Below are 16,946 nucleotides of genomic sequence, written 5' to 3' on the forward strand. Positions count from 1 at the left end.
AATTAAGTTATTAGTGACATAAGGGAAGTGGGAACATAGACAAAAAGAAAATCGTTTTCGGTCTGACTTTTATTATCGTTTTAGTGTTTTACTATAAAGCTTTTCAGTTAATAGAAACCTATGTATTTCCACTGTGGTTTACGGATCCGACAATTATTCAACTCCTTATCATGTTACTAGCTGGAATGTTCTTAATCATTATCTCTCTAGTTACTACCAAAAAACTTATCGATTATTATATTCAATTCAAATAGGTAGCTATTATTAGATTCATTATTAATAGTTTGTTTATGCTTTCCGGAGAGATTTTTCTAAAGGTGTAATTCTTTCTATTGGAAAAGATTATCGGTGAATTTAGAGCAATATGTGTCACCAATTAGGGAGGACAACCAGAATGAAAATCATTGTTACAAGTATTTTCGTACAAGACCAAGACAAAGCACTAGAGTTTTATTCAAGATTTCTGGGCTTTATAAAAAAGCAGGACGTACCCGTAGGACTCTGATTCAAATCATACAGAAATAACTTTTTCATAAAAAGTACGAATATAGAATCAAGAGGCTGACCTAAGTAGGCAGGTAAATGTCCCTTATTAGTCAGCCCTCATGTACATTTATTCTTTTATTCCATATTGATAACTGGTATTCAGCTCACACTTTTCAAATCAGGTCTTTCTTTCTGTTGCTTCTTTTTATAGATCATTTTGGCGAAGGATATGCTGATCTCATAGAGTAATAGCAATGGCACAGTTACTAAAATATCTGAGATAAAGTCAGGTGGTGTAACTGAAACTGCGACAACAACTAGCACAAAATAGGCGATTTTCCTGGCTTTGATCAGAATCATCGGGTTTAATAATCCGATAGTCGTAAGGAACGTGATGACGACTGGTAATTCAAATAGCAAACCAAAAGGTAACGTCATCTGTAACATAAACCTAAAGTATTTTTCAGTCGTATACATCTGTTGGAAATGGTCACCTGATAATCCTTCCATAAAAGATAAGACCATTGGAAATACAATAAAATAACCGAATGAAATACCAATCAGAAATAATATGAATAATACTGGGATGAATAAGAGTGTCGCTTTCCGTTCTTTCATATTTAAAGCAGGAAAAATATATTTATACGTTTGATAAGCTGCAAATGGAATCGTCAATGAAAGCGCACAAACACCAGCAAGTATGACATAGACCCAAAGAATTTCAGAAGGACCAAGGATAACAAGCTTTTGGTCGATATCCCTGATTAACCATTCATAAATCTCTTCAACAAAAATGAAGGCTGTGATAAAGAATCCGATGAACATCACTAACGTCCATATAATCCTCTTTCTTAGCTCCTCTAAATGCTCTGTAACTTCCATTTCTTGATCCATAATTAGAATACCCCACCTTTCCATAGTGGAAGAGGTTGACTAAATGGTATCATCAACCCAATTAGCCAACCCCATATTAAATCAGTGTTTTTCAACCTTTTCTGTCGTTTGTTGTTTCTTTTCATCTGATTCAGAATCCGATGAAATGAGATCTTTAGTTGAGTTCTTGAATTCTTTTAATGTACTTCCTGCTGCTCGTCCAAGCTCTGGAAGTTTAGAAGGTCCGAATATGATCAAGGCGATGACTAAAATGATAATTAATCCTGGGATTCCAATTTGACCGAATGGCATAATTTTTTCCTCCTTTATTAAAAGCCTCTAATTGCAACGACTGCAGGTCTTGGCATTTTGTCTCCTGGTCTGTGCGGCCACATACTCGTTGGTTTGGAAAGGTCTTCAGTTTCTTCCCCTGGGTGTTGGACGGATAAAAATAGTGACCTTTCATTTGGTGTAAACGAAGGACCAGTCAATTCTGCTTCAATCGGTGCTGATGCGAATTGGAAAGCCTCTCCTTCTTGAGGACCTGAAGTTGGGATTGCAAACATGCCATTATTCTTAAATGGCTTCCAAACTTTCTTATTCTGTTTGCTACTAGAAATATCGGTAACAGTCCACAATGTCCCGTATTGATCAAAAGTAAGGTTATCTGGTGCACTGAAACCACTCTGGATTCCACCGGCTGCGAAAATAGAGAATTGGAATTCTAAAGAGCCGTGGTCGCCGTTATTTTCGAAGAAACGAGTGATATGCCCGTGGATATTTCCGTGTTTATCATTATTTGTGTGTGCAACGAACACGGTACCGTCAAATGGACTGATTTCTACATCTTCAGGTCGATCCGTAGGCGTTGCACCAAGAAGGATTGCTGCATCGTGTGTATGAACAAGGACATCAGCCTGTGTTTTAAACTTATCAAGGAGCTCTTTGTCATTTTTGGCAGCTTCTCTTACAGCTTCAATTGATAACTCAATCCATTCTCCACTACTTAAGTCTGCAGCATAAAGTGTTCCTTTGCTGAGGAGTTGAGAGTTGTTCTTACCAACTTTTTCGTTGTATTTACCATCACTAATAAATTTATAAACACACGCATCTTTTTTATCATCACCCATGTAAACGACGACTCGTCCGTCTTTTGAAAGACCTACCGAGGCATTTTCATGGTTAAATCGTCCTAATGCTGTATGTTTTCGAACACGGAAGTTTGGGTCGAAAGGGTCTACCTCTACGACCCAGCCGTAATGTGTTTCATCTAATCCAGCTGCTTCAGCTGTGTCCTCATAATTCTCTTCACAGGATAATAAAGTACCCCATAACGTTCTTCCGCCAGAACAGTTTGCGAATGTCCCTTGCACCTTGGTTGAACCATTCACCGCATCAGATCCTTTTGCTGGACCTGTCAGATCAATTTCCGTTAATCCTGTAACCCGTCTAGCATACTTGGAGGTCGTATCCATCTTCCAAGAGTTATCTTCTTCGTAAACCTCGATAATCGATCCACCTTGGTTATATAAGAACGTTTTAGTTTGTTCTTTTGAATATTCATCATTTTCTTTGCCAAATACGAAAAGGTCAGATACATATTCATGGTTAACCCACAAGAGACCTCTTTCAGACCCATTCGATTGGTCTATAGGGAAATAAAGAGTGAAATCATTATTGAATCCAAAAGTATCACCTTTTTGATTGATTTGATCACCATATGCGGCAATGACGTTATATTGATACCCTCTTGGTAGTATGAGGTCGTCTTTCGAAGAGGGCTCAATTGGTTTAAATTTAATCTGCCCGAGTTTTGGTTTTTTCTGACCACCTTTATGAAAATTACCAGCTTGGACTGGTTGTGTAAGTACATTTAACCCTGTACTTGAAGCTGCGAGAGCAGTTGCACCAGTTCCTAAGTATGTTAAGAATTTTCTGCGATTGACTTTACCCAAAACCTTTCACTCCTTAAGTAATGAATGTAAGTTGCTACAAATTTGATGATAAACATCAATCTTTAAGAGAAAGTTGAGAAATGATTACAACATTGAAATAGTTTCATTTTTAAAGGTTTTCGGGTATAAAAGACTATTTTATTCTGTAATTTTATGGTTCTAAAGCATTATTTTAATCAAGTTATAATGGGGTGAATTGATATGACATCCAAATTCCAGAAGTTTTTCACCGCCTTTGTAAAGAAATTATGAAGTTCAAAATGGTGATTTTCTAATGAAAATGATCATCACTATAAAAGTTTTGAAAAATGTGTAAAACGTTTTGTGATTCTGTAAATGGTTTATAAAAATAACCACACCTGAATCCGTTATGGATTCAGGTGCGGCTCAGAATGAATTGAGTTACTTTTTTTATAGTGGCAAATTTCGTCGTTTAAATACTAAGACTGCAAGTAAGAAAGAAACGACTCCTATGCTTGTTAATATTAAGGTTGAAAACCAAAGGTTCGCGTCACCACTTGCGATTTTCCCAGGTTCATATAATGAAAATATAGAAAAGTTTCGTAACCAATCAACATCTAATACAATTTTCCCAGCCATGTCTAAACCGTAAAAGACAAACGTCAATGCGCCAGCAACAGCAAATGCTCGTTTCTCATCATTAAACATTGATGAAATCAAGAACGAATAGCCACCAACTGCAAAGAATAAAAGGAATCCGAGTACATTAATCTGTAGGAAATTTCCGATTTCAATTGAGTATTGCTCATCGATCAGCCATCCCCCTGCAAGAAGACCGCCGGCAATAGTCATCAAAATAATGATTGCTAAACCAGTAATTAGTACCATAGCTTGAGTAAAGGCAACGTTGGCACGAGAAACTTTTGTAGAAAGGAGGTAGGCCATCGACCCTCGATCCACAAGTTTTGCCAACAACTGAACGGCGGTCATAACTGCAAAAACACCTAGGATGAATATGAAGAAAAGCCCGTAGTATTCAGCAGAAATAAATTGACCATAGGAACTAAATGATTCTAAACCCATTGCTCGCATAAGAGCTTCTGGAAACAGCTCGGTCATGCTATTGATTTCTTCCATATTATCCGCAATCATCGGAAATAAGGAGGTCATTAATGTCACATAAACTGCTGAACCAAGTCCGAAGTTGATGAAGCTTTTCATATTGGATTTCATCATTGTTCTGTACAAGGACATGTTCATTTTGCAGCCTCCTCTGCATTATAATAATCCATGAAAATTTGCTCCAGACTTTGATTAGCAGCACTCATGTTAGTAATTTGGTACTTTGATAACTCGTTAAAGAATTCATCATAACTGCCTTGAATGACAATTCGGATGATATTACTCTCTGTCTTTTCAACTAGTAAACTAGATTCTTGAATCGCTGCAACATCCTCAGGATTTTGCAACGTAATATCAAACACTTTTCTTTGCATGGATTGAAGTTCATGTATATCTTTTACCGTAATGATTTTGCCATTTCGAATGATTGCTGCTCTGTCGCATGTACGTTCGATTTCTGCAAAACTATGGGAAGACATTAAGAATGTTTTTCCTTTATCCTTTTCTTCTAGAACAAGATCAATGAAAGTTTTCTGCATTAAAGGATCTAATCCAGAGGTCGGTTCATCTAAAATATAGATATCAGGATCGTGCATGAATGTAGCAACAATGCCAACTTTTTGTTTCATTCCTTTAGACATTTTTCGAATCGGTGTTTTAGGATCGAATTGCAGTAAATGAATCAAATCATCACGTTTCTTCTTATCAAAACCCTTTTGCATCCCTGCCATCATTTTTAAGAAATCCATCCCACTCATGTCATCAAGGAATGCAATTTCTCCAGGTAAGTATCCGACTCGCTCACGCGCTTTAGATTGTTCATCCCATGCATCAAATCCGTTGACGGATGCTTTTCCTTTTTGAGGTTTCATATAGCCCATTAAATGCCGGATTGTAGTTGATTTACCTGCACCGTTCGGACCTAAAAAGCCAAATACCTCGCCTTGTTGAATATCAAAGGATACATCGAATATACCTTTTCCATTTGAAAACTCTTGGGTAAGGTTTTGAATGTTAATCATTGTAGATCCTCCCGTCATTTAATGAAATATTTAATATCATATGTTACATTAATTTTATGATTCCAATAGAAAATTGTCAATGATATAATGAAATAAATATACTTCATCATTTCATAAATTATGCATAAAGGTAGGTGTTAATGGTGAATGGATTTGAAAAGAGAGCACAAAAAATAAAAGAAAAGTTGATCCATACAACATTAGATTTATTAAGTATGATGGAACCTAGGAATATAAGGATTTCAGATATAGCTAATCAAGCCAATGTGTCTCAAGTAACCATTTATAATCATTTTGGGAGTAAGGAAGACTTAATAAAAGAATCGTTAAAGACGTTCTATCTACAGTCAATCAATGAATTTGAAGTTTTAATAAAGGACAAAGATAGAAGTTTTCAAGAAACGATTGAACTAATGATGTTCTATAAAAAGGAAACGATTCAGAAGTACTCAACGAGTAAACTTCAAGAATACCTTCTACAAGATCCAGAAGTGAAAAATTTTGTTGAGGAGATTTATACGAACCGAACATTGCCACTCATGATCGAGCTTATTGATAATGCTAAGGAAAAAGGTGAAATTCAAAGGGACATTCCTCATTCTCTCATTATGTTTTACTTAGATATCTTTAAAGAAAAAGCGGAGGAGTTTGCAAACCTATCTAAGACCTACGAAAGTGAAGAAAAGTTTGTAGAGGACATGATGAATTTATTTTTTTATGGAGTCGCTGGTAAAGGGTAAGATGAGAGTTTTAAAATTAATTAACACAAATAATAAGTTGCTCTTACTAGGTGCGGCTTATTTTTGTAGAAAGAAAAAAGGATTGAGAGTTCTGATGAAACCTATGATACACTTATTTTGTGAATATTTACTAAAAATAAGGATGGGTTAGTAAATGGAGAAATGGGGACTTGTTATTGGTTTACTATTGGTATTAGCGGGTTGCTCACCTAAAGAGACAGTGGTAAAGCCCGAAGAGGGAACACCCGCAATCACCTATAAACTTATGAATGAAGCTGGATTGTCACAAGAAGAGCTGGATCATGTTTCTGATCAAGTGAAGGAAGCGACAATCATCATAAGTCAATTAATTGAAACAGATTATGAACCTGCAAAAAGTATTGATATTGTGCTCTATAAGGAAAGTGGAATGTCATACGGAGATGTGAGTCAAATTACATTACACATGGATAATGGCGTGTTTCCTATATTCCACGAACTAACACACACGTTGTTAGGATACGGTAATGTTGAAGAAGGAAAGTTTATAGGTAATAATGGCTTCTTTACTCAAGAGGGTTTTGCTGAGTATGTTGAAAGTGAATATGGTTCAGGGACAATCCCAGGTTATGAAATCTCGCTACATAAAATGATGAGGCAAACTATAGCATTAAAACGCAACTTACCATTAAGAAAGTTAACAGACAATATACTAAGTAGCACTTATTTTCGTTCTTACGTTAGCAGTGATGAAGAAAATGCGCTCAGGTTTCTTAGCTATATACATGCCGGCTCATTCGTAACATACTTAATTGAGGAGTATGGGTTACATACATTTGAAGGTATTTACGATACAGGGAATGTGAAACTTGCTGTTAAAGAAACATATGGTAAAGACATCGAGACATTAGAATCGGAGTGGCTGGATTATATTAAAAAGAATGAAAAGAGTTTCTCAGACAAAGAAAAAATGGATATGAAAGGATATGCAGATCTAGAAAAATCGATTTTACAAATAGATGAACGATACTATTAAAAACGGACCTGTAAAAAAGGGATTAGCTGCAATAAATCGAATAGAGTGATGGAATCTTTTTTAAGGAGGAGTTCTCCATTAAAGTGATGAAATTCGTATTCTTAATGATTTGTTTCATCTTAATTGTTGGTTGCTCACAACCTGGTGAGAAAGAAGAAATAATTATCGGCGATGTGGACAAACCACCAACTGAGGAAAAGCAAACGAAATAAAATAATTTCTTTAAAATGAGAACAAATGTTCTTGATTAGTTGATTTGTTTGTATTATAATCTAAATTGTTGAACAACATTTATGAGGAGAGTGATTGGAATGAAACATCAAGCTACACCTTACTTTACATTTGACGGAAATGCATCTGAAGCTTTGGCATATTACAAAGAAATATTCGATGGAGAAGTCCTACAAGTACAAACTTTTGGTGAGGCTGATTTCCCAACACCTCCAGAGGCTGATGACCGTGTTATGCACGCACAATTCAAGAAGGATGACTTATTTATAATGATGTCTGATACATTTCCAGGACAACCGAGTGAGAAGGGAAGTTCAATTTCTTTAGCGCTTGAAATGGAAAGTGAAGAAGAAGCTGAAACACTTTACAGCAAACTAAGTGAAAAAGGAACCGTACTAATGGAATTACAAGATACATTCTGGGGAGCAAAGTACGGGAAAGTGAAAGATGCTTTCGGAATTACGTGGGACCTGAATTATACCAAACCTGAATAATATATGACCGCAGAAGAAAACCCGCATCTTAGTAGATACGGGTTTTTTCATTATTTGTTCGTCTCATCTGTAAGTTTAACTAATACGTGAGCCATGTGTTTACGCTCATCTTCATTTGCTACATTCCATAGTTCATTCAAAACTTTTTCTTCACGGTTTCTAGGCTCTTCATGTTTTGCCAAATAGTCAGCAACTCGTTTTGCGCCTTTTGTTAAACCTTCTTCGCCAAGTCCAAGCTTCTCACCTTTGTGAACCTGATCTCCTAAGTAGTCTTTGAAAGTCTGGAAATTCTCCATGATTTCATCTTTCTTTTCTTCGTTTAACTCAGCTGCGGCATTCATTGGGTCTTTCATGATATCCACTCCTTTTGCTGTGCTACTATATACATACCACAAGGAGCAGATGGTAAAACATTCCTTATCATCATACTTTTATAGGATGTTAATTTAATGGGAATCTTAAGCGACATTTTTAGATAAATCAGGTTGCCTGCGATCAATTCCGTTTACAACGACAACTCCTGATATAGCAATTAAACCACCAATGAGTGATAAAGTACTTGGCCATTCCTGGAGCCAGATCCATGCTGTGAATATCGCTACGACAGGCTCAATATACAACATGCTCGTAACAGAACTTGCTCGACCTAATGATAGGGCAGTTGCCCATGTGAGATACGCGACGGATGCTGGGAAGATGCCTGTATAAAGGGCAGAAAGATTAGCCTCCAATGTAGCATTCTGAATCGTTTCAATCAGTCCTGGCGAGAAAAACAAGAACGGAATCGTTCCTGCCCACGTAAAATAGGCGGTTAACTCCAATGGTGAATAACGAATATGTAGTGATTTTTGAAATACAAAAAACACAGATGTTGCAATTGCAGCCATTAGAACAAGGACTGCACCTATAGAAATTCTTAATGTTGCATCAGATGTTCCTAACGTGATGAGTAGTATTCCTATAAACCCAATAAACATGCCGATCCAGCCTGATTTGCCTAGTTTTTCTTTTAAGAAAGATACGGCAATAAGTGCTGTGAAAATTGGAGTAGACCCGATCAGCATACCGGCATTACCTGCTGAAATTGTCAATTCACCGAAAGTAACCCCAATGTTATAAAGGCTAATGCCAACAAACCCTAGGATAAGTATCTTGAATAAATCCTTACGGTGCGGAACCCTTATCTTAACCCTAGGAATGAGAGCGATCAAAATAAAAATAATCGAAGCAATACCATAACGCGTCAAGACTAAGTGACCAGCGGAATATCCGCCATGCAAACTTGCTCGGATTGCTGCAAATGTTGAACCCCAAATGACAACGGTCGTAAATGCCATTAAAAACGCCTTTGTACTCAAACAAACACCCCCAATCGATATCTAATTCGAAATTAACACTTTAATGTAGTGGAGTAAATAATGTTTTTGAAAAATTAACCAAAAAACGTGTTTGGTAGCCGAATGACCTCCAAAGCACGTTATCAAACTTATTAATTTATAGGTTCAGGTTTATGTAAGAGGTTGCGCCTCATTCAACCTCTTGGTAATTATATATCTTTTGCTATATCATTTGGTGTCTTCTTAAAACGGTGATAAGTCATTCTTTTGGTGGGCCGTTTAAACGAAAAGAATCTTAAGAATCTATTCATATAGTAAATGGATTTGCCAGTAAAAATGATGATGTTTGTTGATTGGTAAATAGCGATCGTTTTACATATAGCTTTACCACCGACGGTAAGTGCAGCAATGATACTTGTTAGAATGACGGTTAAGAAAATAAACAAAAAGGAACCATTAGTTGTGTTTAAAATCTTTGCTGCTTGAAACACAACCGCGGTAGAGGCAGCTCCACTAACAATGCCGGCTATATCTCCAACAACGTCGTTAAAGAAACTTGAAAAAACCGGTGCATTCTTTGAAATGTAGGCAGCTTCTTTTGCGCCTTTCACTTTTTTTGAGGCCATGGCATGAAAGTGTACTTCTTTAGAGGTTGCAGCTGCTAATCCAATCGTGTCACCGATGATCCCAATTAGTATAAAAAATAATACAACAAACAAACTCAACAAGAGACTAGACCCACTACGGAACAATGTTGAAATGATAGAAAAGATAATCGCTAAACCAAATGTCAATAAGCTGATTTTACTACTCCAAGGGATCGATTCATGTAAAAGACGAAGCATATCTTACCTCCTTTTTGCCATGCGCTTATTTATTAGCCGGTAGCATTATTTTTGCTCATGGGAAACTTTCTTCAAATTGTAACTTATGACCTCACTTATGTAAACGATTTTCCGTACGGTAGGTTATTAATGGAAAATTTGAAAATTAAGTAAACGAAAAGGAGAGGTTTGCCGATATATAGGATAGATGGACTATATTTGATATGAGGTGAACGTGTTGGAACAGAATTCTTTGCAGCTTGAAGGGTTAATGCAAAAGAACAGAATCATGTTAATCGTTGCTGGTGTATGTACCGTATTAGCAACCGGAATTGATATTAGTTTAGGCGCACCACTTTTGAACATCTTGATTATATTGTTTGGCGGTTTAATTTTAACTAGTGTACTTGCCTTTTCTTATTTTAAGAAGAAGTTTATTAGAGCAACGCCCTACATATCAGTAATCGGATTGAGTGCTATACTTGCTACAATCATGCACACATCACCTTCCGACCAGAACGCGTTTCTTGTTTATTTTCTATTAGCTTGTTCAATATTGTATCTAGATAAGAAAGTGTATTTTGTCGGCACAGCAATTGCGGTTGGTCTAGTAGTTTCCTACTATTTGATGTATGGTTCGACTTTAGAGACAAACCTAGGTAAAACGATGCTAATCATGACGCTTGTGCTTGTCGTATTCTATCTACAGCTTGCAATTGCAAAAAAACTTAACGATAAAATGGAGAAACTCCAAAGTGAAGTGGAAACACGATTCCAGCGTGAAAAAGAAGTAAGACAACGTTTAGATCGTGAAACGAAAGAGATAGCTGTAGACCTTCAAGATGTAACGAAGACGAGTGAATATAACCAACAATCGTTCATTCAGATGAATACCGCTATTCAAGAGATCGCTTCTGGCACACAATCTCAAAGTGAGACAGTTAGTACAATTATGAACTCTATTGAAAGCACGAGTGAACTCGTTACGCGTATGCTCGAAAGTGCGGAAGTTATTTTAGAAAAGACTGAAAAAACGGGTGACAGCTCAAAGCAAGGAACCGCTCGAATAGAGCAGCTACATAAACAAATTAATGAATTCAAAGTCCTCGTATCAACAATGGCAGAAGATATGAACATTTTGTCAAAGCATGTTGGAGACTCAGTTACATCGCTTAACTCTATTCAAGAGATTACATCTCAAACGAACCTGCTTGCACTGAATGCATCTATTGAAGCAGCAAGAGCAGGGGAAGCAGGAAAAGGATTTGCCGTCGTTGCTGATGAAATCCGTAAACTAGCGGATGTTACTGAAAGAACAGCCCATGATATCTCTAAGAACCTGACTGAGATTCAGCAAAGTAACGGACGTACACAAAAGCAAATGAAGAGCATTGCAAATGAAATGGAAGAAAACATCCGAGAAACAGAACAAACGAAAGTAATCTTTGAAGACATCAATGGATCTGTACAAATGCTGAATAAAGAAATGAATGAATTCCAATCTCTTGCAACTCATGTGAGTAAAGATACGAGAGATGTTGAAAGCTCAGTAAATGACTTTGCTGCTGTGATTGAAGAGTCTACTGCTACGACAGAAGAGATTTCGGCTTCAATTCAACAACAAACTTCTCAGAATGAAATGATCGTTCAGCAAATTGAGCAAATTAACAATAAAGTCTCAAGCCTCGTTGAGAAAGAAAATAGATAAACTACTAGGAGAGCACACCTTAAATAAAGGGAAAGTGCTCTTTATTTATGAATGTGGGAAGGAATTGAGAAGGGGTTAAGGGAAGTTTCCTAGAGATATTAGTAGAAAGGATGTACCGATATGACAGTCATTAATCAAAATCGTAAGGCATGGAACAAAAAAGTGGAAGACGGGGTTGTGTATACAAAGGCAGTTAGTAAAGAGTTGATTGATAGGTGTAAAACTGGAGAATGGGAGATAGGTGTAACGGCTGGGAAACCTGTCCCAAGAAATTGGTTTCCTGAATCTCTTGAAGGAATGAAAGTCCTTTGCCTTGCTTCGGGCGGTGGTCAACAAGGACCGGTATTAGCAGCTGCTGGTGCAGACGTTACTGTTGTTGATCTCTCAGAAAAACAACTTGAACAAGATGAACAAGTTGCAATGAGGAATGGTTTACAGTTAAAAACCATACAAGGTGACATGACGGACCTTCAATTCTTTGAGGATGAGCAATTCGATTTCATCGTACATCCCGTATCGAATCTGTTTGTTGAAGATATTAAGCCTGTTTGGAATGAAGCTGCAAGAGTACTCAAAGATAGAGGTGTATTGATTTCAGGTTTTACAAATCCGTTACTGTACATTTTTGATGATGAAGAAGAGCAGAAAGGAAATCTCGAAGTGAGGCATTCAATCCCGACTTCGACAATCGCAAACTTTACTGAAAAAGAGCTAGAAGAATATTATAAAGGCGATGTCACCGTTGAGTTTGCCCATACCCTTGAGGACCAAATCCAAGGACAAATTGATGCCGGGTTTGTAATTGCTGGGTTTTATGAAGATGATTTCGGAGGAAACCGAATTCTCGATGAGTATATCAAATGCTTCATGGGAACAAGAGCAGTGAAACTGAGTTTGTAAAAGGAGTAGCATGACATGGATTGGCAAGAAAATTTTAAGAAAAATATTCACTTATACTTTGGAGAGGTTGGGGACGCTTGGTTAGAAAACCTACCCAAACTCATCAAATATTGTGAAGTGAAGTGGTCACTCGCTATGAATGAACCTTATTCTCTTTCCATTAACTATGTAGCACCTGCTGAAATGGAAGATGGTCGGGATGTTGTAATCAAGATTTGTATACCGGGTAATGATTTTCTTGATGAGGTAGAAGCGTTGAAGTTGTTCAGAGATAAGGGAATGGTTAAACTCATTGACTATGATATTAATAATGGGATTTTGATTCTTGAAAAACTCTTACCAGGATTTACATTGGCCAAAGTAGAGGACCAGGATGAAGCATGTGGGATTGCAGCCCGAGAAATGAAAAAACTGATCACGCCTGCACCAAAGGATTCAAGGTTACCTACAACTAAAGCACGTGAACAAAACCTCAGAAAGCAGGTAGACGATCATCCTTATGGGGTTGGGCAAATTGACCGAGCTACAATGGATCGGGCGTTACGAATATTTACATACTTAAACGATACGATTGAACACAAATATCTTCTACATGGGGATTTCCACCATTACAATATTTTGTCATCTGGAGTGGAAGAGTGGACAGTGATTGATCCAAAAGGGTTAATCGGAGAAATAGAGTATGATCTTATCCAATTCATGCTAAATAAGTTGCCTGAAGAAGATGCATATAAAGTGATTAAACGTAGGTGTGACATATTTACAGAAGAGCTGAACTTAAACAAGGAGCGGCTCCTATTATGGGGATACTGTCACACGGTGCTTGCTACCGTTTGGTCAGTCGATATGAAAGATGGTAGTTATAATAAAAGCTTCTTGAAGGGCATTAGAATTTTTGAAAATTTGTACGAAAGTGAGTTCGGAAAAAAACAAGACCCCACCAGTAGGTAGGGTCTTGTTTCTTGTAATCTATTATGATGACTTATCGAGTTGCTTTTTCTCGATCTTCTTTTCGATCTTTTCCATTTCTTTCGGATCGTTAATTAACTTATCCCGATTTTGGATGAATAGTTCTTCGAATGAAGTTTTCCTCTTTCCCATAGATATCAACTCCTTCGATACTATATTACCACTTTATACTATTTTATAATCGTTAAAATTATTACAAAAATGTGAAAATTCTATACAAATAGATATATTAGACGACTAAAGGCGATAGAGATGTGAGGTTGAGGTATTTTACGATAATATAATTTCTGGTGAAAAATAAATATTGATATTTTTGGGTTATGTGGTTAAGTGTTCCATTTTACTAGGAAGTAGTATAGATAAGGAGTACTATTCAGAGTATCTTTTCGTACTATCGAGGTCTCATATAAAATCTGCTTATATTCTCTGAAAATAGTAAAATATCAGTAACTATCGTGAATTTGAAAGGATTTTGTAGAAGATTGAAGAATCCTCTGCACAGCCCGAAAAAATAAGCTATACCGGGACTAATTCAGAGGAGTGATTGGATGTTGAAACGATTTGCAGCACTTGCTGCATCTGCAACACTACTTATGTCAGGAGCATTACCCGCATCTGCGGCATCTGTTGGGGAGGAGCGTTCACCACTAAAAGCACCTTTAGAACAAATAGCTTCACAAGAATTAATCGTACACTTTAACGATACGGTTTCTTCTACATATGCTGAAGAGGTTGTTGAAAATTTTGGCGCTGAGGTCATTGAAAAGACAGATGACTTTTTCGTAGTGAAAGTGGACGGCTCAGTTACAAATGCTATTAGCGGACTTGAGGCAATTGACGCTGTCGAATATGCGGAGCAAAATGCAACCTACCATGCTAGTTATACGCCAAATGATCCATTCTATGAGTCAGAACAATACGCACCACAAAAGGTAGAAGCCGATCAAGCTTGGGATGTCACCCAAAGTGCATCTTCCATCAAAATTGCGGTCATCGATACAGGAGTGGATTACAATCACCCTGACTTAGCAGGAAAAGTCATTAAAGGATATGACTTTGTCCAAGATGACAACGATCCAATGGATGAGCATTACCACGGGACACATGTTTCTGGAATCGCAGCAGCGAACACGAATAATGGAGAGGGAATAGCAGGTCTGGCACCTAATGCATCTATCCTAGCCGTTCGAGTTCTTGATGCTGAAGGAAGCGGTACTTTGGATGATGTCGCACAAGGAATTCGTTATGCAGCTGACCAAGGTGCACAAGTCATTAACTTGAGCTTAGGTGGATTGCTTGGCACACAAACGTTAAAAGATGCAGTCGATTATGCATGGAATAAAGGATCTGTCGTAGTTGCAGCAGCAGGAAATGAAAGCTCTGCGAAACCAAGCTATCCAGCCTATTACTCTAATGCAATCGCAGTAGCAGCAACGGATCAAAACGACAATCTTGCTTACTATTCTAACTACGGTACATGGGTTGATATCGCAGCGCCTGGTTCAAGCGTTTACTCAACTATGCCAGGCAACACATATGACAATCTTTCTGGGACATCAATGGCATCACCAGTTGTTGCTGGGGTAGCCGGATTGTTAGCGTCACAAGGGCGAACAGCTTCAGAAATTCGCACTGCACTTGAAGATACAGCTGACAACATAACCGGAACAGGTGTCTTATTCCAAAACGGACGTGTAAATGCAGCAAACGCAGTGAATCATTAATCAGATTTAATTCATTTTGAGTGAATAGAGAGATTCAAAGGCCATATTCAGGCTTTTGGATCTCTTTTTTATGCTATTCGATGATTAATCTCGACATTTCCCGGATTAATCTCGACATTTCCCGGATTAATCTCGACATTTCCCGGATTAATCTCGACATTTCCCGGATTAATCTCGACATTTCAGAAGATCATTAAGACATTTCAGTAATATAGTCAATGCTGATTTAGAAACCTCTTGCTCACTCATCCGTATGTAAGGTAGATAACTTAAAGAGGAGCGGTACTAATGAAAAAGTACATGATCGGGCTCATAGTAGTTATAATAGCGATTATGACAGGGTGCAATAAAGAAGAGAGTGGAACGGAAATGCTTATTGGAACATGGAATGGTGCGATTCAGGTGCCTAGTCAACCGCTTGATATTATTTTGAATTTTAATAGTAATGATGATTTAACTGGAACGATTAGCATTCCCGTGCAAAATGTTGATGAATTTGAGTTGACGCAAATTAATCTGAAAGAGGATACGGTCACTTTCAAAATGCCGTTATCCGGACAAAACATCTATTTTAAAGGAAAGTTAGATGATGATAAGATCTCAGGAACGTTTACCCAACAAGGAAAATCGTTTCCATTTGAAGTTGTAAGAGGAGAACCGAAAACGGATCAATCAGAAGAGGAGGAAAATTTCTTAACCATAGAGTCTCCAACAGGTAAGCTTTATGGTTCACTGCTGACATCTGAAAAGAGTGGTCCAACGCCAATTGCTATTATCATTCCAGGGTCTGGTCCGACGGATCGCAATGGAAATTCACCTTTACTTCCTGGAAAGAATAATAGCTTGAAGCTTTTAGCAGAAGGACTTTCAGAACAAGGCATCGCGAGTCTCAGATATGACAAGCGAGGGGCTGGGAAAAATGCGCAAGCTATTACGAAAGAAGAAGATTTACGATTTGAAACGTTCGTTGATGACGCAAAACAATGGATAAATAAACTTGAAGAAGATGAACGATTTTCAGATATATATGTCATTGGGCATAGCCAAGGATCGCTCGTAGGTATGTTGGCTGCACAAGATTCATCAGCTGACGCTTTCATTTCCATTGCAGGGGCAGGTCGTTCGATTGACCAAGTATTAGCTGAACAGCTCGCGACATTACCTGAAGAACTCCTCAAGGAAAGCGAACAAATTCTTGCTTCGTTAAAACGTGGAAAAACCGTAAACGAGGTCGATACTCAGTTAATGAATGTGTTCAAACCAAGGATTCAGCCGTTTCTTATTTCTTGGATGAAGTATGATCCAACAAAAGAAATCGAGAAACTGAGTATCCCGACAATGATCATTAATGGTAAAAACGACATCCAAGTGCCGGCAATGGACGCCGAGCTACTCGCTAAGGCGAAACCAAAAGCGGAACTCCTGCTTATTGACCAAATGAACCATGTGCTAAAAGAAGCACCAGCCGTTCGAGAAAAAAATCTCGCAACCTACTCGGATCCAACACTTCCGTTAGCAGAAGGACTGCTTTCAGGTATAAAGAAATTTTTGAAGTAAAGGACTGATTCCTATCACACATCATCAT

The 16,946-nt window shown here is 37.7% G+C and carries 18 protein-coding genes and 1 pseudogene; 10 read left to right on the forward strand and 9 right to left on the reverse strand.

Annotation, left to right across the window (positions count from 1 at the left end; genetic code table 11):
* Nucleotides 1-394 precede the first annotated feature (394 nt).
* Nucleotides 395-499, forward strand: a pseudogene (locus L2716_RS01975) (VOC family protein); the annotation flags it as partial.
* A gap of 146 nt (nucleotides 500-645) precedes the next feature.
* On the opposite strand, the gene tatC reads toward L2716_RS01975, so the two are convergent.
* From tatC to L2716_RS02000, 5 genes are all read right to left on the reverse strand, one after another.
* Nucleotides 646-1,380, reverse strand: coding sequence for a twin-arginine translocase subunit TatC (tatC, locus tag L2716_RS01980; protein ID WP_236331268.1), 735 nt, complete (start codon nucleotides 1,378-1,380; stop codon nucleotides 646-648).
* An 81-nt stretch (nucleotides 1,381-1,461) separates the two neighbouring features.
* On the reverse strand, nucleotides 1,462-1,671 hold the full coding sequence (gene tatA / locus L2716_RS01985) for a twin-arginine translocase TatA/TatE family subunit (protein ID WP_236331270.1): 210 nt from the start codon (nucleotides 1,669-1,671) through the stop codon (nucleotides 1,462-1,464).
* A 17-nt stretch (nucleotides 1,672-1,688) separates the two neighbouring features.
* On the reverse strand, nucleotides 1,689-3,314 hold the full coding sequence (locus tag L2716_RS01990) for a PhoX family protein (RefSeq protein ID WP_236331272.1): 1,626 nt from the start codon (nucleotides 3,312-3,314) through the stop codon (nucleotides 1,689-1,691).
* Between the two features lie 411 nt (nucleotides 3,315-3,725).
* Complete coding sequence (locus tag L2716_RS01995) at nucleotides 3,726-4,535, reverse strand: ABC transporter permease subunit (protein ID WP_236331274.1); 810 nt, start codon at nucleotides 4,533-4,535, stop codon at nucleotides 3,726-3,728.
* Nucleotides 4,532-5,419 carry an ABC transporter ATP-binding protein gene (locus tag L2716_RS02000; RefSeq protein WP_236331276.1) on the reverse strand — a complete coding sequence of 296 codons (888 nt, stop codon included), beginning with the start codon at nucleotides 5,417-5,419 and terminating at the stop codon, nucleotides 4,532-4,534. The genes L2716_RS01995 and L2716_RS02000 overlap by 4 nt, the downstream gene beginning before the upstream one ends.
* 140 nt (nucleotides 5,420-5,559) lie before the next feature.
* On the opposite strand from L2716_RS02000, the gene L2716_RS02005 reads away from it, so the two are divergent.
* From L2716_RS02005 to L2716_RS02015, 4 genes are all read left to right on the forward strand, one after another.
* Nucleotides 5,560-6,159, forward strand: a complete 600-nt coding sequence (locus tag L2716_RS02005) for a TetR/AcrR family transcriptional regulator (protein ID WP_236331278.1) — start codon at nucleotides 5,560-5,562, stop codon at nucleotides 6,157-6,159.
* Between the two features lie 154 nt (nucleotides 6,160-6,313).
* Nucleotides 6,314-7,174, forward strand: a complete 861-nt coding sequence (locus L2716_RS02010) for a gluzincin family metallopeptidase (RefSeq protein WP_236331280.1) — start codon at nucleotides 6,314-6,316, stop codon at nucleotides 7,172-7,174.
* Between the two features lie 83 nt (nucleotides 7,175-7,257).
* The gene (locus L2716_RS18260; RefSeq protein WP_268963924.1) at nucleotides 7,258-7,386 is read left to right on the forward strand and encodes a hypothetical protein; all 129 of its coding nucleotides are present in this window, start codon (nucleotides 7,258-7,260) and stop codon (nucleotides 7,384-7,386) included.
* 99 nt (nucleotides 7,387-7,485) lie between these two features.
* Nucleotides 7,486-7,899: a VOC family protein gene (locus tag L2716_RS02015; protein ID WP_236331282.1), complete on the forward strand. Its 414-nt coding sequence runs from the start codon at nucleotides 7,486-7,488 to the stop codon at nucleotides 7,897-7,899.
* A gap of 50 nt (nucleotides 7,900-7,949) precedes the next feature.
* Here the strand turns inward: L2716_RS02015 and L2716_RS02020 are convergent, their stop codons facing one another.
* From L2716_RS02020 to L2716_RS02030, 3 genes are all read right to left on the reverse strand, one after another.
* On the reverse strand, nucleotides 7,950-8,252 hold the full coding sequence (locus tag L2716_RS02020) for a DUF3243 domain-containing protein (protein ID WP_236331284.1): 303 nt from the start codon (nucleotides 8,250-8,252) through the stop codon (nucleotides 7,950-7,952).
* A gap of 105 nt (nucleotides 8,253-8,357) precedes the next feature.
* Nucleotides 8,358-9,257, reverse strand: coding sequence for a DMT family transporter (locus L2716_RS02025; RefSeq protein WP_236331286.1), 900 nt, complete (start codon nucleotides 9,255-9,257; stop codon nucleotides 8,358-8,360).
* Between the two features lie 188 nt (nucleotides 9,258-9,445).
* A complete protein-coding gene (locus L2716_RS02030; protein ID WP_236331288.1) occupies nucleotides 9,446-10,081 on the reverse strand; it encodes a hypothetical protein in 636 nt (211 codons plus the stop codon).
* Nucleotides 10,082-10,298: 217 nt separating this feature from the next.
* On the opposite strand from L2716_RS02030, the gene L2716_RS02035 reads away from it, so the two are divergent.
* The 3 genes from L2716_RS02035 to L2716_RS02045 all read left to right on the forward strand — a co-directional run bounded on the left by L2716_RS02035 (nucleotide 10,299) and on the right by L2716_RS02045 (nucleotide 13,619).
* A complete protein-coding gene (locus L2716_RS02035; RefSeq protein WP_236331290.1) occupies nucleotides 10,299-11,768 on the forward strand; it encodes a methyl-accepting chemotaxis protein in 1,470 nt (489 codons plus the stop codon).
* Between the two features lie 120 nt (nucleotides 11,769-11,888).
* Nucleotides 11,889-12,668 (forward strand): class I SAM-dependent methyltransferase, encoded by a 780-nt coding sequence (locus tag L2716_RS02040; RefSeq protein ID WP_236331292.1) that lies wholly within the window; start codon nucleotides 11,889-11,891, stop codon nucleotides 12,666-12,668.
* A 15-nt stretch (nucleotides 12,669-12,683) separates the two neighbouring features.
* Nucleotides 12,684-13,619 carry an aminoglycoside phosphotransferase family protein gene (locus L2716_RS02045; RefSeq protein WP_236331294.1) on the forward strand — a complete coding sequence of 312 codons (936 nt, stop codon included), beginning with the start codon at nucleotides 12,684-12,686 and terminating at the stop codon, nucleotides 13,617-13,619.
* 21 nt (nucleotides 13,620-13,640) lie between these two features.
* Here the strand turns inward: L2716_RS02045 and L2716_RS02050 are convergent, their stop codons facing one another.
* Nucleotides 13,641-13,769: an FbpB family small basic protein gene (locus tag L2716_RS02050; protein ID WP_236331295.1), complete on the reverse strand. Its 129-nt coding sequence runs from the start codon at nucleotides 13,767-13,769 to the stop codon at nucleotides 13,641-13,643.
* Between the two features lie 416 nt (nucleotides 13,770-14,185).
* Between L2716_RS02050 and L2716_RS02055 the strand changes: the two genes are divergently transcribed.
* On the forward strand, nucleotides 14,186-15,361 hold the full coding sequence (locus L2716_RS02055; protein ID WP_236331297.1) for a S8 family peptidase: 1,176 nt from the start codon (nucleotides 14,186-14,188) through the stop codon (nucleotides 15,359-15,361).
* Between the two features lie 288 nt (nucleotides 15,362-15,649).
* Complete coding sequence (locus L2716_RS02060) at nucleotides 15,650-16,918, forward strand: alpha/beta hydrolase (RefSeq protein WP_236331299.1); 1,269 nt, start codon at nucleotides 15,650-15,652, stop codon at nucleotides 16,916-16,918.
* The last annotated feature ends 28 nt before the right edge of the window (nucleotides 16,919-16,946 follow it).

This window comes from Pseudalkalibacillus berkeleyi, from assembly GCF_021608225.1.
GTDB lineage: Bacteria > Bacillota > Bacilli > Bacillales > Fictibacillaceae > Pseudalkalibacillus > Pseudalkalibacillus berkeleyi.

Excerpts from the sequence above, each read along its gene's own strand:
- L2716_RS02045 (WP_236331294.1), top strand. The coding sequence starts at position 12,684 with ATGGATTGGCAAGAAAATTTTAAGAAAAATATTCACTTATACTTTGGA.
- L2716_RS02020 (WP_236331284.1), bottom strand. The coding sequence starts at position 8,252 with ATGAAAGACCCAATGAATGCCGCAGCTGAGTTAAACGAAGAAAAGAAA.
- tatA (WP_236331270.1), bottom strand. The coding sequence starts at position 1,671 with ATGCCATTCGGTCAAATTGGAATCCCAGGATTAATTATCATTTTAGTC.
- L2716_RS02060 (WP_236331299.1), top strand. The coding sequence starts at position 15,650 with ATGAAAAAGTACATGATCGGGCTCATAGTAGTTATAATAGCGATTATG.
- L2716_RS02015 (WP_236331282.1), top strand. The coding sequence starts at position 7,486 with ATGAAACATCAAGCTACACCTTACTTTACATTTGACGGAAATGCATCT.
- L2716_RS02030 (WP_236331288.1), bottom strand. The coding sequence starts at position 10,081 with ATGCTTCGTCTTTTACATGAATCGATCCCTTGGAGTAGTAAAATCAGC.
- L2716_RS02005 (WP_236331278.1), top strand. The coding sequence starts at position 5,560 with ATGGTGAATGGATTTGAAAAGAGAGCACAAAAAATAAAAGAAAAGTTG.
- L2716_RS02055 (WP_236331297.1), top strand. The coding sequence starts at position 14,186 with ATGTTGAAACGATTTGCAGCACTTGCTGCATCTGCAACACTACTTATG.
- L2716_RS02040 (WP_236331292.1), top strand. The coding sequence starts at position 11,889 with ATGACAGTCATTAATCAAAATCGTAAGGCATGGAACAAAAAAGTGGAA.
- tatC (WP_236331268.1), bottom strand. The coding sequence starts at position 1,380 with ATGGATCAAGAAATGGAAGTTACAGAGCATTTAGAGGAGCTAAGAAAG.
- L2716_RS02010 (WP_236331280.1), top strand. The coding sequence starts at position 6,314 with ATGGAGAAATGGGGACTTGTTATTGGTTTACTATTGGTATTAGCGGGT.
- L2716_RS01995 (WP_236331274.1), bottom strand. The coding sequence starts at position 4,535 with ATGAACATGTCCTTGTACAGAACAATGATGAAATCCAATATGAAAAGC.
- L2716_RS02050 (WP_236331295.1), bottom strand. The coding sequence starts at position 13,769 with ATGGGAAAGAGGAAAACTTCATTCGAAGAACTATTCATCCAAAATCGG.
- L2716_RS02000 (WP_236331276.1), bottom strand. The coding sequence starts at position 5,419 with ATGATTAACATTCAAAACCTTACCCAAGAGTTTTCAAATGGAAAAGGT.